Source organism: Heliomarina baculiformis (genome assembly GCF_019966545.1).
Taxonomy (GTDB): Bacteria; Pseudomonadota; Alphaproteobacteria; order Rhodobacterales; family Rhodobacteraceae; genus Heliomarina; species Heliomarina baculiformis.
Genome location: NZ_JAIMIC010000009.1, coordinates 90,361 through 113,967, shown reverse-complemented (window position 1 = coordinate 113,967; position 23,607 = coordinate 90,361). Strand labels below are relative to the sequence as shown.

14 protein-coding genes are annotated in these 23,607 nt (G+C 57.8%); 8 read left to right on the top strand and 6 right to left on the bottom strand.

The window, feature by feature from the left end; all coding sequences use genetic code 11:
• Positions 1 to 87: 87 nt before the first annotated feature.
• Positions 88 to 1,935 (bottom strand): dihydroxy-acid dehydratase, encoded by a 1,848-nt coding sequence (gene ilvD / locus MF268_RS19985; protein WP_238372631.1) that lies wholly within the window; start codon positions 1,933 to 1,935, stop codon positions 88 to 90.
• Between the two features lie 103 nt (positions 1,936 to 2,038).
• On the opposite strand from ilvD, the gene MF268_RS19980 reads away from it, so the two are divergent.
• The 6 genes from MF268_RS19980 (at position 2,039) to argE (ending at position 7,946) form a co-directional block, all read left to right on the top strand.
• Positions 2,039 to 2,947, top strand: a complete 909-nt coding sequence (locus MF268_RS19980; RefSeq protein WP_273545108.1) for a LysR family transcriptional regulator — start codon at positions 2,039 to 2,041, stop codon at positions 2,945 to 2,947.
• 142 nt (positions 2,948 to 3,089) lie between these two features.
• Complete coding sequence (locus MF268_RS19975) at positions 3,090 to 4,364, top strand: flavin-containing monooxygenase (RefSeq protein WP_238372629.1); 1,275 nt, start codon at positions 3,090 to 3,092, stop codon at positions 4,362 to 4,364.
• A 23-nt stretch (positions 4,365 to 4,387) separates the two neighbouring features.
• Entirely contained in the window at positions 4,388 to 4,801 is a 414-nt protein-coding gene (locus tag MF268_RS19970; protein ID WP_238372628.1) for a RidA family protein, read from the top strand.
• 4 nt (positions 4,802 to 4,805) lie between these two features.
• Positions 4,806 to 5,480 (top strand): DUF1028 domain-containing protein, encoded by a 675-nt coding sequence (locus MF268_RS19965; RefSeq protein ID WP_238372627.1) that lies wholly within the window; start codon positions 4,806 to 4,808, stop codon positions 5,478 to 5,480.
• A gap of 274 nt (positions 5,481 to 5,754) precedes the next feature.
• The gene (locus MF268_RS19960) at positions 5,755 to 6,681 is read left to right on the top strand and encodes a LysR family transcriptional regulator (RefSeq protein WP_238372626.1); all 927 of its coding nucleotides are present in this window, start codon (positions 5,755 to 5,757) and stop codon (positions 6,679 to 6,681) included.
• A gap of 149 nt (positions 6,682 to 6,830) precedes the next feature.
• Entirely contained in the window at positions 6,831 to 7,946 is a 1,116-nt protein-coding gene (gene argE / locus MF268_RS19955) for an acetylornithine deacetylase (RefSeq protein WP_238372625.1), read from the top strand.
• Between the two features lie 97 nt (positions 7,947 to 8,043).
• Here the strand turns inward: argE and MF268_RS19950 are convergent, their stop codons facing one another.
• The 5 genes from MF268_RS19950 to MF268_RS19930 are packed head-to-tail and all read right to left on the bottom strand — an operon-like array spanning position 8,044 to position 20,939.
• On the bottom strand, positions 8,044 to 8,943 hold the full coding sequence (locus tag MF268_RS19950; protein WP_238372624.1) for an alpha/beta fold hydrolase: 900 nt from the start codon (positions 8,941 to 8,943) through the stop codon (positions 8,044 to 8,046).
• Entirely contained in the window at positions 8,940 to 9,734 is a 795-nt protein-coding gene (locus MF268_RS19945) for an alpha/beta fold hydrolase (protein ID WP_238372623.1), read from the bottom strand. The genes MF268_RS19950 and MF268_RS19945 overlap by 4 nt, the downstream gene beginning before the upstream one ends.
• Before the next feature lie 15 nt (positions 9,735 to 9,749).
• The gene (locus MF268_RS19940) at positions 9,750 to 13,025 is read right to left on the bottom strand and encodes a non-ribosomal peptide synthetase (protein ID WP_238372622.1); all 3,276 of its coding nucleotides are present in this window, start codon (positions 13,023 to 13,025) and stop codon (positions 9,750 to 9,752) included.
• A complete protein-coding gene (locus MF268_RS19935; RefSeq protein WP_238372621.1) occupies positions 13,022 to 17,527 on the bottom strand; it encodes a type I polyketide synthase in 4,506 nt (1,501 codons plus the stop codon). Before MF268_RS19935 ends, MF268_RS19940 begins: the two co-directional genes overlap by 4 nt.
• Positions 17,520 to 20,939, bottom strand: coding sequence for a non-ribosomal peptide synthetase (locus MF268_RS19930; RefSeq protein WP_238372620.1), 3,420 nt, complete (start codon positions 20,937 to 20,939; stop codon positions 17,520 to 17,522). Before MF268_RS19930 ends, MF268_RS19935 begins: the two co-directional genes overlap by 8 nt.
• A gap of 292 nt (positions 20,940 to 21,231) precedes the next feature.
• Here MF268_RS19930 and MF268_RS25440 point away from each other — a divergent pair, with 292 nt between their 5' ends.
• Together MF268_RS25440 and MF268_RS19920 are read left to right on the top strand one after the other, a co-directional pair.
• Positions 21,232 to 22,032, top strand: a complete 801-nt coding sequence (locus MF268_RS25440; RefSeq protein ID WP_238372619.1) for a 4'-phosphopantetheinyl transferase family protein — start codon at positions 21,232 to 21,234, stop codon at positions 22,030 to 22,032.
• The gene (locus MF268_RS19920) at positions 22,029 to 23,516 is read left to right on the top strand and encodes an oligosaccharide flippase family protein (RefSeq protein ID WP_238372618.1); all 1,488 of its coding nucleotides are present in this window, start codon (positions 22,029 to 22,031) and stop codon (positions 23,514 to 23,516) included. The genes MF268_RS25440 and MF268_RS19920 overlap by 4 nt, the downstream gene beginning before the upstream one ends.
• Positions 23,517 to 23,607: the final 91 nt, after the last annotated feature.

Here is a 23,607-nt window from a genome sequence, read left to right as displayed (position 1 = left end):
CGCGGTTGGTCATAATCTTGTAAGAACAGCCGGTCACCCTATCGGATGTCCGGCTGCATGGTCGGTTTCGACAAGGTCGAGCCGCGCTTATTTCCGCGACAGCTGCTCAACATCACGCACGGCGCCACGCGCCGCCGATGTCGTCAGCGCGGCGTAGGCCTTGAGGGCAGAGGAAACCTTGCGGGTCCTTTTTTCCTCGGGCTGCCAGCCCTTGGCGGCGCGATCTTCGCGGCGCTTTGCCAATATCGCGTCATCTACAGAAAGCTGGATCTTGCGAGCGGGGATGTCGATTTCGATCAGGTCGCCTTCTTCGACCAGACCGATGGTGCCGCCTTCGGCAGCTTCCGGTGAGACGTGGCCGATGGAAAGGCCGGAGGAACCGCCGGAGAAACGTCCGTCGGTCACCAGTGCGCAGGCTTTGCCCAGACCTTTGGATTTGAGGTACGAGGTCGGGTAGAGCATTTCCTGCATGCCCGGACCACCGCGCGGTCCTTCATAGCGGATCAGCACCACATCGCCTTCATGCACCTTGTTGGTCAGAATGGCGTTTACCGCGCTGTCCTGAGATTCGAAGATACGTGCCGGGCCTGAAAAGACCAGGATCGACTCATCGACACCGGCCGTTTTGACGATGCAACCATCTTCGGCGAGGTTGCCATAGAGCACTGCAAGACCACCATCTTTTGAAAACGCATGTTCGGCATCCCGGATGACGCCGTTCTCGCGGTCGACATCCAGCGTTTCATATCGGCGCGACTGGGAGAATGCGGTTTGCGTCGGTACCCCGCCGGGCGCCGCGCGATAGAAATCGTGCACGGTCTGAGAATCCGTCCGGGTCACATCCCAGCGTTCCAGTGCCTCGGCCATGCTGCCCGCATGAACCATGCCGACAGAAGTATCGAGCAGGCCGATCCGATCAAGCTGACCGAGGATCGACATGATGCCCCCTGCCCGGTGCACGTCTTCCATGTGAACGTCGTTCTTGGCAGGCGCGACTTTGCAAAGCACCGGCACGTTGCGCGAAAGCCTGTCGATGTCCGCCATGTCGAAATCGACTTCGCCTTCGTTTGCCGCCGCAAGAAGGTGGAGCACGGTATTGGTCGAGCCGCCCATCGCGATGTCTAGCGTCATCGCATTTTCAAATGCTTTCACCGTTGCGATGGACCTTGGCAGAACCGAATAGTCATCCTGTTCGTAATGCCGGCGGGCCAGATCGACGATCAGATGCCCCGCCTCGACAAAGAGCCGTTCGCGATCCGCATGGGTGGCAAGGGTCGAGCCATTGCCCGGCAGGGAAAGCCCCAGCGCCTCGGTCAGGCAGTTCATCGAGTTCGCGGTGAACATGCCCGAACAGGAGCCGCAGGTCGGACAGGCCGCTTGTTCGATGGTTTTGACCTGTTCATCGGAATAGCTGTCATCTGCGGCAGCAACCATCGCGTCGACCAGATCCAGCGCGGTTTCTTTACCATCCCAGACGACCTTGCCGGCCTCCATCGGACCACCGGAAACAAATACCACCGGGATATTGAGCCGCATGGCCGCCATCAGCATACCGGGCGTGATCTTGTCGCAGTTCGAGATGCAGACCATCGCGTCGGCACAATGCGCGTTGACCATGTATTCGACGCTGTCGGCAATGATCTCACGCGAGGGTAACGAATAGAGCATGCCATCATGGCCCATTGCGATCCCGTCATCGACCGCGATGGTGTTGAATTCCTTGGCCACGCCACCTGCCTTTTCGACCTCGCGCGCGACCATCTGGCCAAGATCCTTGAGATGCACATGCCCGGGCACGAACTGGGTGAAAGAGTTCACGATGGCGATGATCGGTTTACCGAAATCGCCTTCTTTCATGCCGGTCGCCCGCCAGAGACCACGGGCCCCTGCCATATTACGTCCATGCGTTGTTGTTCTTGAGCGATAGCGGGGCATCTGGCTTTCCCTTGGCTGGATTGGTCCGGCCTGACTAAGCCACTCGCCGATGCGAGTAAAATATATTAAACATGTATTATTGATATTTTTTGAGTATGAGAAGATGAACGCGCGACAATTGAAGCACTTTCTGACAGTGGCCGAGACACTGCATTTCGGGCGCGCGGCAGAACTGCTGGGCATGACGCAGCCGCCGCTCAGCCAGTCTATCATGTCCCTTGAGCAGGAGCTTGGCGCGCCCTTGTTCCTGCGGAGCCGCCGCCATGTTGAACTGACGCCCTTTGGCGCTCAATGGGCGCCGCATGTTGCCAGCGCGATTGCCGATCTGGAGACGTTGCCCGAAATCGCCGCGCGCCTGATCGAAGGGCGCGCAGGCAGCCTCTCTCTGTCATTCGTCAGCACCGCAGATTACAGCGTTTTGCCGGTTCTGGTTCATCGTTTTCGCCAGCTCTACCCGGATGTGAACCTCTCCCTCACTGAGGCGACGAGCGACAAGCAGACGGCGGCGCTATCGAATGGGGTCGGCCATGCAGGGATCATCATCCCGCCCAACCGGGAAAGACTTCCGCAGGAATTTTTCTATCGTCGCCTGATACGCGAGCCGCTTGTCGCGGCCGTACCTGAAAGCTGGATCAACGAAAAACGTCTGAACCCGGTTGGTGGGCAACTAAAATCAGAAGACGTGATTGCCTCGCCCCTGATCGTGTTTCCACGTGATGCAGCGCCCCTGTTCCATGATCTCGTCACCGAATATTATGCCGCCAGAGGGGCATCGGCCGATGTCATTCAACATGCCATTCAGATGCAAACAATCATCAGCCTTGTCTCTGCCGGAATGGGCATTGCGCTTGTGCCGCAATCGCTGCGCCACCTCGCCCGGACCGGTGTGCGCTACATTGATCTTGAGGGAGCCGCGCCCGAACTGGAGACCGGCCTGATCTGGAGGCGCGACGACAATTCATCCACCTTGGCGAACCTGCTTGAACTGGTGGAGGAAATGGAACTGGATTGAGCAGTCTTGCCTGAACTTCCTTAATTAGGCCCAGCCTAAGCCAAGCTCAGGAACTAAGTGCTTTCCTCCGAAGCATGACCACGTCAGGCTACGGTTAATCATTGCTGAACCAGTGTGCCGAGGGCCAAAGAGGCTGATACCGATGCAAAAGATCGAGATAACAGATGTGCTGGTCGTTGGAGCAGGACAGGCCGGTATTGCGGCAAGCGAACATCTAAGCGCCAATGGCATCGACCATATCGTGCTGGAGAGAAATCGTATCGCGGAACGCTGGCGTTCGGAGCGCTGGGATTCTCTGGTGGCAAACGGTCCCGCGTGGCATGATCGCTTCCCGGGGATGGAATTCCAGAACGACGGTCCCGATGAATTTGTGGCCAAGGAGAGTGTCGCCGATTATTTCGTCGACTACGCCGACAGGATAAAGGCCCCGATCCGTACCGGTGTCGAGGTCAGGAACGTCTCGCGTCTTAACGGATGTCCGGGATTTCGCGTTGAAACATCGGAAAATGTCATCGAAGCCAATTACGTGATCGCCGCGACGGGGGCTTTTCAGATTCCCGTGATCCCGCCTCTCGTACCCGAAACTGCCATGCTAACTCAAATCCATTCATCGGTTTATCGCAATCCGGCGGCCTTGCCCGCAGGCGCGGTGCTGGTGGTCGGGGCCGGGTCATCGGGTGTGCAGATTGCCGACGAATTGCTGGAGGCCGGACGCAATGTCTATCTGTCGGTTGGTCCGCACGACCGCCCGCCACGCGCCTACCGAGGGCGGGATTTCGTCTGGTGGCTGGGTGTGTTGAATAAATGGGATATGGAAGCGACTCCGGGCGCAGAACACACGACCATTGCGGTCTCCGGCGCGCGCGGAGGCGAGACCATCGACTTCCGTCGTCTGGCGCATCAGGGGATGACGCTGGTCGGCAGGACGGAGACGTATTCGGATGGCAAGCTGACTTTTGCCACTGACCTGACCCGCAATATCCGCAATGGCGATGCCTATCTGCAAAACCTCCTTGATGAGGCCGATGCCTTTGTCGCGCGCAATGGGCTTGAGCTGCCAGAAGATCCAGAGGCACGCAGGCTTTTGTCCGACCCGGTCTGCATGACAGATCCGATCCTGTCGCTGGATCTCGCCGAGGCGGGAATCACCACGATCGTCTGGGCGACCGGCTTTTCTTCGGACTATTCCTGGCTGCCCTCCGGCGCATTGGACGACAACAATCGCCCGAAACACCAACGAGGGGTTTCCGCCGAGCCGGGCATCTATTTCCTCGGGCTGCCATGGCAGACCCGTCGCGGGTCTTCGTTTATCTGGGGAGTCTGGTTCGACGCCCGGTACGTCGCCGATCATATTGCAAAGCAGCGCGGCTACATGGCTTATACCACCGCTGCGCACCGAGAAACCATCGACGCCTGAGCGTCACCCGGAGACAGACTGACATGGCCCATACGCGCATCCGCAAGTTCAACACGCGGGATACCTACCCTGAACAGAATCTCGACAACGACCTCTCTCAGGCGGTCGTCGCCCGCGGGCGTTTGGTCTTTCTGCGTGGCCAGTGTCCGCAGGATCTGGATACCGCGAGGAACATCGACAGCCACGATCCCGTTGAGCAGACCCACAAGGTCATGCAGAACATCCGCCAGTTGATGGAGGAGGCAGGCGGCGGAATGGAACATGTTTGCCGCGTGCAGGTGTTTCTGACCGATGTCCGCAACCGCGAAGCCGTCTACCGGACCATGGGTGAATACATCAAGGGTGTGCACCCGGTTTCGACCGGTTTGGTCATAACCGCCCTCGCCCGACCCGATTGGCTGGTCGAAATCGAAGCCACTGCCGTGATCCCGGACTAGGCGCATGACCTTTTCTCTCGTCGCCCGTTGCCCCGAGACCGGCATGTTCGGACTTGCGATCTCATCCTCCTCTCCTGCCGTGGCCGCGCGATGTGCCTATGCCCGCGCGGGCGTCGGTGCGGTCGCCAGCCAGAATGTCACCGACCCGACTCTGGGTCCCCTGACACTGGACCTGATGGAGAGTGGACTTTCCGCATCCAACGCCATTGCAGAGGTGCAATCCCGGGCGAAATTCATTGACTACCGCCAGGTTCTTGCGGTGGATGTGAATGGAAAAACAGCTATCCATTCCGGTCCCAACAGCCTTGGCATCTGGACGCACGCGCAGGCTGAAAATGTCGCTTCTGGCGGTAACCTTCTGGCCAACGAAAGCGTGCCACAGGTCATTGTCGATGGCTACCTTGCCGCAACCGGCCATATCGGAGACCGGTTGATCGCCGCGATGCGTGCTGGTCTTGCAGCAGGGGGCGAAGCCGGGCCGGTCCATTCTGCCGGCATGCTCATCGTTGACAGGGTCAGCTGGCCGGTGGCCGACCTGCGTTGCGACTGGACGGAAGACAACCCGATCGAGAATATTGCCCGTGCTTGGGAGGTCTACAAACCCCAGCTCGATGTTTATATCCAGCGTGCGCTGGATCCGCGCGAGGCCCCCTCCTACGGTGTGCCCGGCGACGATTAGAGAAAAGTTACGCTCAAATTTTCGCGCCACTTTTGCGAGAATTCAAAATCGCTTTCTTGACCAGGCCAGCGCATGTAACGGGTCAACCCCTTGTTCCTTCTTTGGGTGTCAAAATATCCCCGCCGGAGGCATCCGACAGAATCCTCAGAACGTGCCGGTCTGTTCCAAAAGCGCTTGAAGCACGGGATAACTACTCTATGTCCGTTCGATTTTCTTGACCCGGAACGCCCCGCATCTTAGCCAAAAGCTAACAGTAACCGAGTCAGGCTTTGACATGCCCTTACGATTTACCTTGCGACAGCTGGAATATTTCGTAGCCGTCGGCGAAGCGCGCTCGATTGCCCGGGCCGCAGAGAAGGTGAATGTTTCCTCGCCCTCTATCTCGACCGCGATTACACAAATGGAGGCTGAATTCGGATTGCAGCTGTTCGCGCGCAAACATGCGCACGGTCTTGCTCTGACACAGGCGGGCCGGCAGTTCATTGAGCAAGCCCGGACCGTTTTGTCCGAGGCAGACCGTCTCAACAGTCTTGCCAATGAAATCTCTCGTCGGGTGCGTGGACCGCTCAACATGGGGTGCCTGCTTACCTTTGCCCAGATCGTTCTACCGCATCTGCGCCGAAGCTTCATTGCGCGGTTTCCAGAGGTGGAATTCCATCAGTTTGAACGCGATCAACAGGCGATTTTCGACGGCTTACGTCATGCCGAACTGGATATTGCGCTGACCTACGATCTCGGAATTCCAGACGATCTCGAGTTCGTTCCCCTGTTCAGCTTGCCGCCCTATGCGCTTTTACCGGACATGCACGAACTGGCCCATCGCCGGGTGCTGACCCCGACGGACCTTGCGCCTCATCCGATGGTTCTGCTCGACCTGCCCCATTCCGGCCCGTATTTCCTGTCGTTCTTTTCTCAAGCCGGAGTCGAGCCGAACATTGTCGAGCACACACGTGACCTTGAAGTCATGCGTTCCCTGGTGGCTAACGGGTTTGGATACTCCATCGCCAATATCCGCCATACCTCCGAACGCGCGCCCGATGGCAAACCGGTGCGCTTTGTACCGCTTTCAGATGCTTTGCGGCCCTTGCGTATGGGTCTAGTTCTCGCTGACGGTGTCAGGAACACCCTGACTGTGCGTGCGCTGATCGACCATTGCAGGGAAAACCTGACGCCGGAACTTACGCCGGGTTTGAAACTGTAGGCACCTGCTCCCGGTCCCTAACAGTGATCTAAACTAAGGCGAATGTGCCGAACCCTCACGCATAGGGTCTGCCTAAGTTCAGCTTTATCAAAGCCTTGTTTACCCGGCGCGCGCTTTGCGAAACACTGGCCCGCATAATGTGAGGCCACATGAATTCGAAAGAGATTCTTGACCACCTGATAGGCTTTCCCACGATCAGCGCCGAGAGCAATCTGGACCTGATCGGCTGGGTCGAACGGTACCTCCGCGATCTGGAGTTCTCTCTGTGGCGGATCGAAGATCCAACAGGAAAGAAGGCCGGTCTCTTTGCCCGTATCGGGCCGGACCTGCCGGGCGGTATGATGTTGTCAGCGCATTCCGATGTGGTCCCGGTCAGCGGACAGGACTGGAGTCATCAACCGTTTCGGCTCCGCGAGAGTGGTGGGCGTCTTTATGGACGCGGTACAGCGGATATGAAGGGGTTCCTTGCCAGCATGCTCCGCGCCGCTGCAGCGGCTTCGAAAGCTCGGTTGCAAGAGCCGCTTAAGCTCGTCGTTTCCTACGATGAGGAAGTCGGTTGTAAAGGCATCGCCGAGATGATGCCCGTACTGGTACCTTTGATGGAGCGACCACGGCTGTGCATCGTGGGCGAGCCGACATCGATGCAGATCGCGACAGGGCACAAGGGCAAGGCGTCTTACAGGGCGACCTGCACAGGAGAGCCCGGCCACTCAGCCATGGCACCCCTGTATCGGAACGCGCTGCATCTGGGGGCGGATTTCATCGGCGCACTGCGGGCGCTTCAGATGGATCTGTCGGCCTCCGGTGCGCAGGATACAGGCTACGGTGTTCCCTATTCCACGGTTCACGCCGGACGTATGGCCGGCGGTACGGCGTTGAATATCATCCCTGATCTTTGCCATATCGATTATGAGATCAGGCACCTTGCCGCTGATCCGCTGGCGTCTTTGGAAGCCCGTCTTGAGGAAGCTGCTGACCGGATCGGACATGTGACAATTGAAAAGACCGGCGCGTATACGGGTCTGGAGGTGGACCCCGGTTCCACGGAGGTTCAGATGCTTTCTGCGCTGCTTCCTGCTCCAAAGTTTACCAAGGTCGGTTTTGGAACCGAGGCTGGCCATTTCCATGCTGCAGGCATACCCACGCTCGTCTGCGGTCCCGGGAATATGGATCAGGGCCACAAGGCTGATGAGTTCATTGAAATCAGTGAACTCGAGGCCTGTGACAGGATGATGGACCATCTTGTCGAAGAACTCGCGGGTTGATCTTGGGATGGAAGCTCAACTGGATTGTGCTTGGGTAAAAGAATCCGCCGTTTGACCTGGGAATGCGGGCAGCCGGTGGAGTGATCCTTCGCAGTATTTATCGGGTGATTTCCCCCGTCGTCCTGCACTTTTTTTCAAGCCATTCGTCTAGCAAAGCGAACAGCCTTTCGCGGTGCTTGAGATACGTGAAGGTGTGATCGCTGTCCTTGAAGTAGTGAAGGTCAAGTTGTTCGCCAAAGTCGACCTTTTGCAGCGCATCCAGCAACTGCCTGCGGTAGTTGTGCTGAAAACTGTGGCCCCCCGTAAATACGGCGAGCATTTCTGCCCCGTTGGTTACGGCCTTCTGGTAGGTTTCTTCGAGAAAGGCGATGGCTTCGGGGGTTTCCAGCTGTGGCTGGGCAAACTCTCCCTGTCGCGGTTCGGGGGCCTTGCCGCCAAAAAGGTGCCGGATACGAGCCCAGGTACTGCCGCGACCGCTCAGGATGTTCCGATAGATCACCGGTCGCTTAAGCCGGCTTAGCGTGTCGCGCAGGAAAAACTGCCAGGTTCGCGGGATGGTCGGGTCAATCAGAACCACACCGGCGACCCGTGGGTCGCGGGCCGCGTAAATAACCGAGTGGTCGGCGCCGGAACAAAGACCGATCAGCACGAAACGCGACAGTCCCAGATTGCTTTCGACCCAATCGCAGACCTCGCCGATGCTGATGAGATTTGCGTCGAGTGGAGGCAGTTCGTCGCTTTGTACCGGGCTGTCGCCGATCCCGCCGAAATCAAAACGCACAACGGGATGGCCCTGCGCGGCCCAGCGACGCGCGAGAGTCACGTACATGCGGTGATGCCCGACCCGGTGGATGATCCCCGTGTTGAGTACGACAATCGGGATCCCGGGCGTCTTGGTGGTAGGATGGGTCACGATACCGCAAAGGGATTGTTTAGCGCCGAACAGGACAACTTGCTCACGCGGAGGTTTTGCGTTGCCATCCTGCGGCTGGTTCATGTCATCCATGCCTCGATGCGGGAAATGGCGAGTGCAGGAACGTTTCCGGCGTTGAGCGGCCAATCTTCTTTCCAGGCGGCGCGGTCTTCAACCTGTTCAAACCGGGGGTTCTCCGGGGAACCCTCGGCGTCGAGGGCAGATCGAAAGATTTCATGGGATTTCAGCGGTTTGGTCACCAGCGTAAACCATCGCCGAGGCAGCTTTGAAAGATGCGGCATGATATCGACGCCCGCTATTTCGCTGCGTTGCGAGTCCGTCAGGGGAAAGCCGCAGATTTCATATTCGCCGTTCGGCGTCCTGGGCAGGTTGTGTGGATGTTCAATGCCGATTGGCATGGTCGCGGCTGCCTCGAACAGTGCCGCCACGTATTCTTCGCCTTCGATGATGGGATCCCAGAGCACGACACGGTCGATCCTCTGAGGATCGCTCGCAGCGACCTCGACAGCCAAAGTGGCACCAAGACGCAGACCGACTAGCGAAACGCGGTCGGCGCCGCTCATGTCCAGAAGTTCTTCGATGGCCATGTCGATGTCAGCACGGCAACCGGCCAGGGTAACATCGCGTGCCTCACCGCCGGAATCTCCGGTTCCGAAGTAATCAAAGCGCAATACATGGAATCCGGCGGCGGCGAGTGTCGTGGCCAGTCTTGCCATGGACCGGTGGGAATAGATGTATTCATGCCCGAACGGTGGGCAGAGGACTACGGCACGTTCAGCACCTCTCGAGAGGCGCGGCGGATGATAGACGCCAAACAGCCGGCGTTTTGAATTGCCCAGAAAAAACGGGTTCATATGAAAATTTGTCTTTCAACTTAATTGTTGTGTCAATTCGAGAGCGATCTGACGGAGGCTCTTGAAAAACAGCAGCCGTGGATCGAGAGCCAGCCCCAGTTCAGATCGCACCCTTTTCGCAACTCGCAAAGTTATAAGCGAATGCCCTCCGAGTTCAAAGAAATTGTCGTCCGCACCCACGTCATCCAGTTGCAGGACGTCAGCCCAGATATCCGCCAGCGCCCGCTCCATTCCCGGGCGTGGGGGTACCGCTACCGGGCGGCCCAGACCGCCGCCCTTGAAAGGCGCAGGCAGCGAGCGACGATCAAGTTTACCACCCGGCGTCATCGGTAATTTCGGCAGTTCCATTATTACGGACGGGATCATGTAGCGGGGTAACGTGGCCCGCAGATTTCGCCGGACTTCGCTGGCAGTCATTTCTTCGCCATCCTCGAAGACGAGATAAGCCACGAGGCGCAGATCTCCCTGACCAGAGTCCTGAACGAGCACTGCCGCCTGACGTATCTGGGGCGATGCCAGAAGCGAGGCTTCGATCTCGCCAAGCTCGATCCGCACACCGCGAATCTTTACCTGATTATCTCGTCTCCCCAGATGGTAGAGTTGACCGTTCGGCGCCCAGCGTCCGATATCGCCGGTGCGGTAGAGCTGCGCGTTCTGCGGTGAGATTGGATCCGTTACGAGGCTTTTCTCGGTCTGTTCAGGTTTGCCGACATAACCCTCGAACACCCCTGCCCCGCCTATGCAGATCTCGCCTTGCATGCCGATCGGCACCAGTTCCCCGGTTTCGTCGAGCAGCAGAACCCGTGTGTTGCGCACCGGTCGTCCGATACTGATTGCGTTTCGCCCCGGTGTGATCCAAGCCCCAGTCGAGTAGATCGTGGTCTCGCTGGGTCCAAAGCCGTTCCAGAGACTACCGACACGGTCAAGCAGATCATCGGCGAGATCTCGGGTAAGCGGTTCGCCTCCGGTGATCGCAAGAATGTCTCGGCCACCTTTCCATCCGCCTTCTATCAGAAGTCGCCACGCCGAGGGGGTTGCCTGAACGATCGTAGCGCCACAGGCGGCCAGAGTTGCGGCAAGATCTTCACCATTGGTGGCGACCTCACGGCTGATCAGTTCGATCGTGGCTCCGACGGTCAGTGGTAATTGTAATTCGACCGCCGCGATGTCGAAAGACGCCGTTGTGGTTGCGGCAACAATGTCGTTGGGACTCATTCCCGGTTCGTCGCGCAAAGCGGCCAACAGGTTGGACATTGCGCGATGGGAAATCTGTACGCCCTTTGGCCGCCCGGTCGAGCCTGATGTATAAATGAGATGCGCGCGCGAGTCCGGATCGACGTCGTGGTCCAGATCATCCGGAGACACGGCGTCGATCACCTGAGTGTCCGAGTGCAGATTGATCTCGGTTACGTCTTCGGGGAGCGTCAGGTATCCGGCTGTGCCCTCGCCGGTCAGCACCGCAGTGGCCCTGCTGTCTGAAAGAATGTAGTTCAGCCGGTCTTCGGGAAACCCCGGGTCCAGCGGCAGATGTGCTGCACCTGTCTTTTGCACGGCGATGATCGAGGCGATCAGATCGGGCGTTCGATCAAGGCATAACCCAACCACCTGACCTGGTCCGATGCCGAGAGACGACAGATACCGGGCAATTCGGTTCGCACGTGCGGCAAGTGCCGCGTAGCTGACCGTTTCACCTTCGTGCCGGATTGCGGCGGAATCCGGGACCTGTTCGGCAATCCGGGAAAACTGGATTGGATAGGGAACCGCATCGCATTCGACTTCGGTGGGTATGAATTCATTCGACAGAATTCGTCGGTCGCTTTCCGATAACAGGGGAATGTCGGCTAATTTGATTTCGGGGTGATCAAGCATACAGCGCAGGATCAGTTCAAGCCGTTCGATGATGCGCTCTACCGTGTCCCCGAGATATATATCGGAGCGATATTCCATTGCGCCCATGACCTGTCCGCCGGACGTACGTACGATCCACGTCATGTCGTGAATCGCACCACCGCCGAATATCGGTTCGACCTGAGTGTCGTCGGCGTTTTGAAGTACCACGGCAAACTGAAAGAGCGGTGACCGGTTCAGGCTGCGCACCGGCTGAAGCCGGTCTACGACCATTTCAAATGGCACGTGACTATGCGGGAATGAATCCAGCATGGAAGTCCGGCAGGCCTCCAGAACCTCGGCCACCGAGGGATTGCTGGAAAGGTCCATCCGCAATACGTGAGTGTTCACGAAGGGGCCTATGATGCCTTCAAACTCAGCCCGTTCACGAAGCGCGACAGGGCTACCGAGTACGATATCCTCGAGGCCGGTGTGGCGATGCAACGCGATCGAAGCGGCGGCGAGAAAACAGATGTACAAGCTGATATTGCGCTCGTTCGCAAAGGCTTGCAGCCGGTCTGAAAAGTCTCTGTCCCAGACAAACGACCGGCTGGTGCCCTCAGGTTCGAGCCCCGGAACAAGGTCGGCGTGAAAGGTGCACATTTCGGGGTGGCCGCCAAGTTTCTTTTCCCACCAATCGAGATGCTCGGAAAGGCGCGACGGGTCCAGTCGCCGCCGCTGCCACCCTGCATAATCGGCGTATTCTGGAACCGCGGCCTGTTTTGAATAAGCGGATGGTTCAGAAAGCGCTGCTGTCAGCTCGCGCCGCAGGATCGAGAGAGACCAGTGGTCGATGGCGATATGATGTACCGCAACAAGAAGCGCGGTATCGCCATTCGCCAAATCTAGTATCACGAAGCGTGCTGGCGGTGTCTTGTCCAGCTCGAAAACACGGTGGGTTTCGCGCTCCACAAGTTCGGCCAGCGCTTGTTTGCTTTGCGCTTCGTTCAGGTCCGACAGGTCGACGTCCACGATTGAGACGCGATCCGGCTCCAGCACCTCTGCTTCGGGGCCGGTTGGAGTTTCATGAAAAACAGTGCGCAATATGCTGTGCCGTGTCACGACGTTTCTTAACGCCGCTTCGAGTGCTTCTGCACCAGTATGCTCCATGGCCCAGACCGTAACCAGATTGTATTCGGTCGCTGACGGATCAAGCTGCTGGATGATCCAAAGGCGTTCCTGGAAATGGGACAGCGGCAGGGGACCGTCTTTGGGGAGGATGGTCGCGCCCTTGTTTTCCTCTTCGCGTAAGATCGCCATGATCTGGGATTTGTGATCGAGGATTTTCTGGCGCAGTTCCTCGCTCAGGCTACCGACATGTCCCGACAAGCGGAGGTTTTCGCCAGCCAATGCAATGCGACCGCCCCGCGCGCGGACTTCCTGCAATAATTCTGTCGCCGTCACAGAATGAACTCCTCCCGGTCCGCGTCATGTTCATCGCCATCGGATGCTCCATTAGAGCTTGCGATTTTGCTGGCAATCGCAGCAATCGTTCGACCGTCGAAGACATCCCTGAGAGTCAACTGCGCGGATGTCGTGGCTTCCAGCCGTGACAGGAACCGGGTCGCCATAAGGGAGTGCCCTCCGAGTTCGAAAAAGTCTTCTTGCGGGCCGGTGATCTCGGTCTGCAGCAATTCGGCCCAGAGCAACGCAACCTGATATTCTTCCTCACTTTCAAAGCTGTCTCGCGTCGCAAACTCGCTGCCGGTGAGCCGAGCCTCGGGCGCGATTTCAGGTTGTTCGGTGGGGGTGGGTGCAATGGCCGCACGCTTCATCTCGACCGCGAGCCTTGGTAGGTCGTGGGGCGATACGACAACCTGACGCTCTGGACCGGCGGCGATGCGCATGAATAGATCAGTCGCGGCGGCAGGATCAATCATGCGCAGGTCAGGGTCTTCGCGTTGCATCTGGCGGCGCGCGGCCATGCCGATATCCGCCCACGCGTCCCAGTTGAACACGGTTACCTTTTTCCAGCACTCGGGGCGTTCCGCGCTATGCGGCCAGACATCCAGAAAGGCGTTCGCGGCGGCGTAGTCGATTGCCCCGGCCGCCGGGACCAGCGAGTTGATCGAGCTCATCAAGACAACAAGGCCCAGCTCGTCCTTTCCAAAGACGCGGGCCAAAGCTCGAAGTCCGCCCACTTTCGGTACGATGGTGCGCGACACATCCTCGGCGGTCTGACGTATCGCAAGAGCGCCGCTGCCTGCGTAACCGGCGGCATGTATGATGGCATCCAGCGCCCCCCAACGTTCGAGGATTTCACTGCGGATGTTTGATAGCCGCGACTCGTCACCCATATCGCAATCGGCAACAAACAGTTCGGCACCCTGGTCTTCAATCTCGATCAGATCGGAAAAGAGTTTGGCATCCTCTTTTGTGCTCGAGATGATTTCTTCCCATTCGGCGCGAGGGGGAAGCTTTTTGCGCGAGGTCAGCACCAATCTGATCCGCCCTGCTTTGGCCAATGCCAAAGCGATTTGCCGTCCAAGGTCGCCAAGCCCTCCGGTGATTAGGCAGACTGCACCATCGGGCAGAGCGAGACCTTCGGCCGGCGGCGAGACCGGTTCGAAACGCCGGTGGAGACGAATGCCCGCGCGGCGGGCGCAGGTCATTTCGAAATCGTCGCGACAGGCTTCGTCCGCGATCATGGCAGCGAAGTGCAGGTCTCCTTCATCCGTGTCGTTAGCGGAAAGATCGAGATGGCGCAGTTGGAGGCGCGGGTCTTCGACAGAAAGCGCAAGTACCGGCCCCGCTGATTGTGCCATGTCAGGTCGCAACGCGCGTTCACCCAGAACGGATTGCGCGGATACGGTGACAAAGACCACTTTAACCGGCGCAGCAATCGGGACCTCCTGTGCGAGGTGGGCGATTGAAAGACCGACGTCCAGAGACATTCGTCCGTCGATCTTGTTATCCGAAGCTCCCCATGCCACGACGATGCCTGAAATGGGCGCCCCTTCAGAACCGAGAGCCGCCACCAGATCCTGATGATTTCCCGGCCGGGCAACGGCAATCGGGCCTGTCCGTGGCAGATGGCCAGGCAGAATGGCCACGACGTTATGCGCGCCTTTATCCTGTAATTCTTTCTTTAGAGCCTGGGCCTGATCGGTAGTTTCGACCAGTACAAGCCAGCGCCCTTCAATACGAAGAAGTGGCACGGCCGGTGCGGTGGACCATACCGGCTGGCAGAGGTACGGATTGGCGGTCACGCGCGGCAGTTGTGGCTCTGCGTCGATTGCGAAGCTAGTCTCGGTTCCGGGCGCAGGATCGACCCAATGGCGCGATCTTTCAAAAGGATAGGTCGGCAGTGGCACGCGGCGTGCTGTTGCATCCTCCTGCGCTTGAATAGTTGTGTGCGAGATCGGTACGCCAGCAGCCCACAGCCTGCCGGTCGCTTCGAGTATTGCCTTGCTTTCAGGTTTCTGCTCGCCCGGGTGGGAAAGCGAAGCGCTTATGCGTGCGCGGGATGCCGGGAAGGTCATCTGTGCAAGCGTCGCGAGTGTCGTACCCGGGCCGACCTCCAGCATGAAAATGGACGAGTCCTCTCCGAGAGCGCGCAGACCTGCTTCGAATTTGACCGTGCCACGCAGGTGGCGGGCATAGTAGTCGGCTGAGATTGCCTCTTGTGGCGTGATCCACGTTCCACTCACGTTGGAGACATAATTGATCTTGGGTGCACTCAGGTCGATTTTTTCGACTGCGGCGATAATGCGATCAAGGGCAGGCTCCATCATGCTTGAATGAAAGGCATGTGATGTCCGCAGTATCTTGGCAGCAATCCCGTCACGGGAGAACTCGGCGACGAGTTCCTCGATTGCTTCGGTTTCCCCCGAAATGACGTTCAGTTCAGGGGAATTTTCTGCCGCGACTTCGGCCCGTCCGGCAAGTCGTCGCCGCAGTTCGCCCGCAGGGAGAGGAACGGCTGCCATGCTTCCCGGCGCCATTTCTTGCATGAGACTTCCGCGCAGGGTCACCAGCGACAGGGCATCTTCGAGCGACATGACACCGGCGAGATGCGCGGCGACGTATTCGCCGATGCTATGCCCGATCATCGCAGTCGGGGCGATGCCAAGGTCCACCCAAGTTTTGGCAAGGGCATATTCATGCGCAAAAAGCGCGGGCTGCGTCAGCCATGTTTCATTGATACGGGGATCATCGCTCTTCAGGACCGCGTCGCGCAGGTCACAGCCCAACGGGGTCTTAAGGATTTCAGCGCAAAGGTCGAAAGCATCCTTGAAGGTTGCGTTTTCGGCGTACAGACCGGCACCCATTCCCGAGAATTGGCTGCCCTGACCACTGAACATGTAGGCCACGCGGCGTGCGCCGCCGTCATGCACGCTGCCCCGGCTTTGACGACGCAATTCCTCAGCTGCCTCTTCTGCGTCGGAGGCAACGACAAACTTCCGGTGACGAAATGCCTTTCGGCCCGAAAGCAATGTGTGTGCGACGTCATGCAGTGTCGGCGCGTCAGGTTCGCTCAGCCTGCCCGCAAGTCGGTTCGATACCTCTGCCAGTGCTGTTTGGGTACGGGCCGACAGGACAAGCGTTCTCGGTCGAGTGTCGGCGGGCCTCGCGCTGACTTGCGGTGCCTCTTCGATAATCAGATGCGCATTTGTACCCCCGATCCCAAAGGAACTGACGGCGGCACGACGAGGTCCCTCGCAGATCCAGTCCGAACCCTCAGCCGATATGGTGAACGGGCTGTCTTCCAGCGCTAGCTTGGGATTGGGTTCGCGGAAATTGACCACTGGCGGGATATAAGCGTTTTTGAGGCAGAGGATCGTCTTGATCAGACCGGCCACGCCTGCAGCTGCATCGAGATGGCCGATGTTCGCCTTGAGAGCACCAAGGCGACAGAATCCGGTATCGTCGGTACGGTCGCGAAACGCCTTGGTCAGACCCGCTATTTCGATCGGATCACCAAGCGGAGTGGCGGTCCCATGCGCCTCCATATAAGTAATCGTCCGCGGTTCTACCCCGGCGATTGTCTGCGCCGTGGCGATCACCTCTGCCTGCCCATCGATGCTGGGCGCGGTATATCCTGCCTTGGCAGCACCGTCGTTGTTTACCGCTGCGCCCCGGATCACCGCATGTATGGTGTCGCCATCGCGCAGGGCGTCCGTGTAACGTTTGAGCATGACCAGTCCGGCACCTGCCCCGGCGCGGGTGCCACGGGCCTCTACATCGAAGGGCCTGCAATGGCCGTCGGGAGAAAAGATCATTCCTTCCTGATAGAGATACCCGGTCTGTTGCGGAAAATTGATCGATGCGCCCCCGGCAAGCGCCATGCCGCATTCACCGCGCGCCAAGGCACGGCAAGCCATTTCGACCGCGACAAGTGAGGTGGAACAGGCGGTTTGAACAGTTACGCTCGGACCTTTCAGGTCCAGCTTGTAGGACGCCCGGGTACAGAGGAAATCCTTGTCGTTGCCGAGCATAAGCTGATACGCGCCCGCCGCTTCTGCCTGTTTGCGATTTCCGAGAATATGGAACGTCAGGTACGTGTTCATGCTGACGCCTGCGTAAATACCTACAGGCACGTCAAATCCACCGGGCGTATAACCGGCGTGTTCCAGCGCTTCCCAGGCGCATTCCAGAAACAAGCGCTGCTGAGGATCCATAATTTGCGCTTCGCCCGGAGAAATCTGGAAGAACTCGGCATCGAACATGTCAGAGTTATCTAGAACCGTGCCCTTGCGCACGAAACGCGGATTGTTTTGCAGCGCCGTCGGCACGCCAGCGGCAGTCATCTGGTCGGGTGTGAAATCACGCAGGGATTCAACACCATCTCTGATGTTTCGCCAGAAGGTTCCCAAATCGGGCGCATCGGGAAATCTTCCAGCCATTCCGACCACGGCCACGGCGTGGGCGGGAAATCCGGACCCGCTGACAGGCGCATCAGACATTGGCAAATCTCTCTGCGCGCTGGCGTGCCAGTGCAACCGATGCGTTGTCGGTTTCGGTTGTCCCTTGTTCGAAGGCCGCAGCTTGAAGCGCCACGGTCGTCAGGCGGAACAACTCGACCAGAGGCAGGGTTGCTTTGAATTCGCTGCTGAGCCGTTCGTGCAGTGTTACAAGGATCATCGAGTAGCCTCCGACGTCGAAAAAACTCTGGTGGAGTCCGACGCCGGAGATATCGAGCAGATCGCACCATATTTCGGCGACGCGACGTTCGGCATCGGACATCGCGACGTCGGCGAGTGGCAGTCCTACCCGATTTGCATCTTCGACTTTCGGCTTGGGGAGCGCTCTTCGATCAACCTTGCGGTTGGGTGTCAGCGGTATTGCATCCAGCGTCACAAAAGCCGCAGGAACCATGTATTCTGGCAGCACTTTGCGCAGCTCTGAACGCGTCTTTTCGTTATCGAAGGGAAAGCCGGTCGAGGGGACGACATAGGCCACTAGTGAAACCTGCCCGCCTTCCGGCAGCCAGGTATCCACCGCGCAATCGGCGACGCCAGTTAGAGTTGCCAGACGGGCCTCGATCTCGCCCAGTTCGATCCTGAAACCGCGAATCTTGACCTGAAAATCGTTGCGTCCGACATAGATGATCTGACCGTCGCTGCGCTGGCGAACCAGATCACCGGTTCTGTATGCTCTGACAGGCCCGCTACCCGGAAACTCCAGAGCCGTGAATTTTTCCGCCGTAAGGTTGGGGCGGTTCCGGTATCCTCGGGCCACGCCAGCACCAGCGATGCAAAGTTCTCCGACGACGCCGGACGGGAGCGCGTTACCCTTGTCGTCCATCACGGCAATGCGGGTATTCGCGATGGGTTTGCCAATGCAGACTGCGTCTTCTTCCACTTCGATTTTCGAGCAAGTCGACCAGATCGTGGTTTCGGTCGGACCGTACATGTTCCAAAGTGACCCCACCCGCGGCAGCAATGCGGCGGGCAGCGTCCGTGGCATTGCCTCGCCGCCACAGAGCGCCTTTAGCCGGAGCATTCCGGACCAGCCGGAATCCAGCAGCAGCCGCCATGTGGCCGGAGTAGCCTGCATGATGGCGATCCGCTCCTGGCTGAGCAGTGACGCCAGTGCCCGTCCGTCCAAACGCTCGGAGCGGTTGGCGAGAACAACGGTCGCGCCGGTCGTCAACGGCAGCCAAAATTCCAACCCTGCGATGTCGAAGGATGGTGTTGTCACCGAAAGCAGCCTGTCGCCGGGCTTCAGGCCCGGCTCTTTCCGCATAGTTTCGAGGAACGAGACTAGATTGCGATGTTCGACTTCAACTCCTTTCGGGCGGCCTGTGGAACCGGATGTGTAGATGACATAGGCAAGGTCTTCCGGAGCGCTTTTTCGTGGCGCTTCATCGCTTTCGGATATGTCGATCAGGTCCAGATCTAGCCTTTGCGTACCTACATCCGGCAAATCGCTGGCAAGGGCCGAAGTGCTTATCACCATGCCGGGCTGGGCATCTTCGAGAATATCGGCCAAACGCTGTGGTGGGTGGTGGGGATCAAGCGGCACATATGCTGCGCCTGCTTTCCACACTGCAAGCAAGCTGACCACCAGATCGCACCCGGGTTCAAGTGCTACAGCTACGAGATCTTGGGGTTCCACCCCACCTGAGACCAGCTGATGCGCAAGTCCATTGGCGCGTCGCACGAGTGTTCCGTAATCCAGCGCTGATTCGCCGGCGACAACCGCCTCGTCCTCGGGGCTCTTCCCAGCTTTGGCGTCAATGAGTTGCGCCGTAGATACTTGCGGGAATTCCAGGCTGGTGACACTGGATAACTCGGCCATCTGAGCCTTGTCGGCCGCAGCAACAATGTCGAGTTCCTGAATGTTCTGGTCAGGGTCGCGACAGATCGACCAAAGCAGGGTTTCGAAGCGATCATGCAGTCGTGAGATTGTCGCGGCGTCAAACAGATCCGTCGCGTATTCGTAGGTGGTTTTCAACAAGCCGCGAAACTCGGTCATCTCAATCGACAGATCAGTTCGTGTCGCGCCGTTCTGGAAGGGAATCGGGGTGGTGGCAAAACCCGCTGCCTCCGCGTTGTTTTCGGGAAAGCTCATCAGCGTGAACAGCACTTGGAAGACTGCGGCATGGCGGGGCGTGCGTTCTGGACGCAATGCCTCAACTACCATATCGAAAGGAGGGCCACTGTGATTCTGCGCTTCCAGCAAGGTTTCCTTGACCTGCTGAAGATAGGCACGAAAGGGCATGTCCTGTTCCAGATCGCCCCGCAATACGATGTTGTTAATGAGGCAGCCGATCGTATTTTCGAACTTCTGGTTCATACGGTTGGCGACGGGTGATCCGATGAGGACAGTTTCCTGCTTCGAATGGCGATGCAGGAGTACTTGCAGCGCCGCGAGCACGATCATGTAGAGCGTCGTTCTCGAGTCGCGCGCCGTCTTCTGCAAAACTTCGACCAGATCCGAAGAGAAATCTAATGTCGCTCGCGCACCTCGATAGCTTGGACGTTCGGGATGGGGCCGGTCGGTTGGGAGTTCGGTTAGTGCCGGGGCGTCCTTGAGGTGCTCGACCCAGTAGTCGAGATCGCCACGCCAAGCGCCCGAGTCGGCGCGGTCGTGTTCCCATAAAGCATGGTCGAGACTGTGTACTTCGACCTTTGGCAAATCCGGGTTTTTGCCTGCGCTCAAAGCTTCGTAGATCGTCAGCAACTCACGAGAGATCAGCGCCAGCGACCAGCCGTCCGAGACGATGTGATGGATTCGGCAGAACATGACGTGGTCTTCTGGCGCCAGCCGAAGCATAGACACCGATATCAGCGGTGCCTTCGAAAGATTGAACGGAGCGGGCATCTGCGATTCGATAAGCCGGGCGATCTCGACTTGCCCGATATCCGGATCTGCATCCGGGACATCGTATAGTTCGAAATCTGGCGAAATCTGATCCAATACCTCGGTGTAGGGAACGCCGTCGGCCTCGCCAAAGCGGGTTCGCAGCGCCTCGTGGCGCTGAGTGAGGAGCGCGTATGCTTTTTCGAGTAACGCAATATCAATCCGGCCCTGCATCCGCATCGCGCCGCTAATCACGTAAGCATTGGATGCCGGGTTCACCTTTTCTAGGAACCAGAGCCGTCGTTGTGCAAAGGAAAGAGGGAAACGCGTGCGTCCATTGCGGTGTTGACCGGGTTCAGCGGCGCGTCTGCGCGCCGCTTCGCGACGGGTTAAAACCTCTATCAACGCCTCTTTCTGTTCGCGAAGCCGATTCTTGAGCGGATCGTTCAGCATGCCAGCTGGCGCCGATATGCCAAGGTTGTCACCCTTTAAGCTGATCGAAATCCGGCGTTTTTCCAGTTCTTCAAGAAATTGCTTGGCAACGGAAAGCCGCCTTTCATAGTCTTCCATCAAACACTCAACCCAAAAGAAAAAATATAAGAATTAATATAACGGCAACTGTCCTACACAACTTGCCACGGTTCAATAAAAGAATTTCCGGAAATCTGCCGGTGGTTGTTAGCATGTAATTAAGTGCCCAGAACTTCATAACTTTAAGAGTAATTTTCTGAAAATGCCTAATGATACAGCGGCTGCGCAATCTAGAGTTGAATTCCCAGAGCCAGCATCTGCTTTGATCGGGGAATCGCGGTTTTACGGCGACTTAGACTTCGAATCGCCGGGAGCCGGGGAAGCAGAATCGGTGATTTACACGACCTTCCCGCCGCTAAATGCGGCAGCTCTGATTGAAGAGGATGAGGTGCATGTCTGGCTGATGGATCTGGATTTACCCGCACTGTCGGAAGCGACGATGGATGCCCTGCTGTCAGATGACGAGGCTGAACGCTGCGAAGCCTTTGCCTTCCCACACCTGCGGAGACGCTTTCGGGCGGCTCATGCACAGTTGCGGGAAATACTGTCTGCTTATGCGGCCACGCCAGCGGTAGCGATGAAGTTTGACAAAGGAGCTGAGGGCAAACCATTCCTGCGTAATGAAAGCGGTCCGTCCCCGGTTTTCAACCTGTCGCATTCCGGCACTCTGGGGATGCTCGCCATCGCAAATGACGGCGATCTGGGCGTCGATATAGAACAACAGCGCAAGACGGATGATCTAGACAGTCTGGCTGCCAGTGTATTCGCACCGTCAGAGTATGCGGCTTATAAATGCCTTCTGGGGGACCAGCGTCTTGGCGCATTTTTCAAATGCTGGACCCGGAAAGAAGCCGTCATCAAGGCCGACGGGCGTGGGTTAGCAATGAAGCTTGATAGTTTTGTCGTATCCGTTGAGCCGGGTACGCACCCATCAGTAACTTTTGAAGCGGGTGCGGTGCCGAACGGGTTTCGACCAAGGTTGATCGATCTGCCAGCTCCACCGGGCTTCAGTGCTGCTCTCGCCGCTCCGGCTGGGAGTCAAAAGATCAGGTTCTTGCGCCTGCCAAGTAAAGAAACAGGGAACACGATCGGACGCGAAAACTCTCCATCAGTGCGCGTGGATCAGGAATGAGCAGGATAAGATCGGCTCTGCTTCATGCCACGGCAGGGAATTATGCCACCACGATTATCGGTTTAGGCACAACTGCCGTGGTCTCGCGACTCATACTGCCTTTTGAGTATGGAATCGCGGTGCTTGGCATGGCCACGCTTGCTGTCGCGGGTGCTGTAAGAGAGCTAGGATCGGCGGCGTATCTCGTACAGGTCGAAGAGCTGACCGAAGACCGCTTGCGCGGGGTCTTTACCATCAATTTAGGTATTACACTGGTGCTTGCGTCGATTTTGGCATTGGCTGCCCCGATCATCGCGAAAATTTTCGATCAGCCGGGGCTGACGGCTTTTTTGCATATCTCACTGGTTGGTTTCCTGTCGGGTTCGATCGCTTATCCGATCTATGGGCTCCTCTCGCGTGAGCTGGCTTTTCGGAGACTGGCGGCCATAGCGGTCTGTAGCGCGGTCGTAAACTCTGCCGTACTGCTCTTCTTTGCGGCTCTCGATTTTAGCTATCAAAGCTTTGCTCTGGCCAACGTCGCCTCTGGACTGACCGGCGCGCTGTTGCTGTTATGGTTGAAACCTGAATGGCAGATGTTCAGGCTTGGATTTGCGTCGTGGCGTGAGATTCTGTCTTTCAGCCTGTTCACCGGCGGCGCGTCGATCCTGCGCGACGCGTCTAACTATCTCACGATATCCTTTCTGGGGGTTATCCTCACGCCCGGTGTGGTCGGGTTGTTGCACCGGGCGACGCAGATCTGCCAGTTTCCCGAAAAAGTCATTCTTGCTGGCGTGACCGAAGTGGCACTGCCAGCTTTTTCCGATCTCGCCCGGCGCAGGGAGGACCTGTCGGCCACATATCTTGTCGCGATTGAAAAACTGACCGCCTTCATGTGGCCCTGCCTTTTGCTGGTTATCCTTCTGGCGCATCCACTTGTGCGCGCCTTTCTTGGTCCGGACTGGCTGGAGGTGATTCCACTGGTGCAGATCATCGCCGGTGCGTTGTTGCTGAATTTTTCACCGGGCATTAATTACCCGTTGATCGTCGCTATGGGAAAAACGCGTCGCCTGTTCCTGCTTGCGCTCTTGCAGATGTTGGTGTCGCTACCAGTGGTTCTGGTTGCCGCCCAGTTCGGCATGCTCGCTGTTGCCTGGAGTACCTTCATCATTGTTGGTGTTTCCGTCGTGGCATCGACTTTGACAGTCCAATCACTGATTGGTTTTTCGATCCTCGAACTTTTGGCAGCGTTGCGCCGGAGCTTTGGAACGACGGTATTCTCGATTCTACCAGCGATCGGTCTTGTCATGATTCTTGGCGACCCAGAGATGCTTGGGGCCATCGCGAGCTTTGCTGTTTTGTGTATCGCGGGGACAGGCTGGATTGTGGGAATCATTGTACTCGATCATCCGATCCGATTGGAAATATTGCCATTATTTCGCTCAGTTTTAGGACGACTGACGAGAAACCGTGATGAACCCGGGCATTCAATGCCAGAAACGGATTGACAATAGACAGCTTAAAAAAGCTGCGATACTACTTAGCATGTATAGAACGACAATTTTATTTTTCGATGTGATGATTTTTGGGACTCCGTTC

Bases quoted from the DNA above. Each gene is read 5' to 3' on its own strand.
- ilvD (WP_238372631.1), bottom strand. From the start codon at position 1,935: ATGCCCCGCTATCGCTCAAGAACAACAACGCATGGACGTAATATGGCA.
- MF268_RS19980 (WP_273545108.1), top strand. From the start codon at position 2,039: ATGAACGCGCGACAATTGAAGCACTTTCTGACAGTGGCCGAGACACTG.
- MF268_RS19975 (WP_238372629.1), top strand. From the start codon at position 3,090: ATGCAAAAGATCGAGATAACAGATGTGCTGGTCGTTGGAGCAGGACAG.
- MF268_RS19970 (WP_238372628.1), top strand. From the start codon at position 4,388: ATGGCCCATACGCGCATCCGCAAGTTCAACACGCGGGATACCTACCCT.
- MF268_RS19965 (WP_238372627.1), top strand. From the start codon at position 4,806: ATGACCTTTTCTCTCGTCGCCCGTTGCCCCGAGACCGGCATGTTCGGA.
- MF268_RS19960 (WP_238372626.1), top strand. From the start codon at position 5,755: ATGCCCTTACGATTTACCTTGCGACAGCTGGAATATTTCGTAGCCGTC.
- argE (WP_238372625.1), top strand. From the start codon at position 6,831: ATGAATTCGAAAGAGATTCTTGACCACCTGATAGGCTTTCCCACGATC.
- MF268_RS19950 (WP_238372624.1), bottom strand. From the start codon at position 8,943: ATGAACCAGCCGCAGGATGGCAACGCAAAACCTCCGCGTGAGCAAGTT.
- MF268_RS19945 (WP_238372623.1), bottom strand. From the start codon at position 9,734: ATGAACCCGTTTTTTCTGGGCAATTCAAAACGCCGGCTGTTTGGCGTC.
- MF268_RS19935 (WP_238372621.1), bottom strand. From the start codon at position 17,527: ATGTCTGATGCGCCTGTCAGCGGGTCCGGATTTCCCGCCCACGCCGTG.
- MF268_RS19930 (WP_238372620.1), bottom strand. From the start codon at position 20,939: ATGGAAGACTATGAAAGGCGGCTTTCCGTTGCCAAGCAATTTCTTGAA.
- MF268_RS19920 (WP_238372618.1), top strand. From the start codon at position 22,029: ATGAGCAGGATAAGATCGGCTCTGCTTCATGCCACGGCAGGGAATTAT.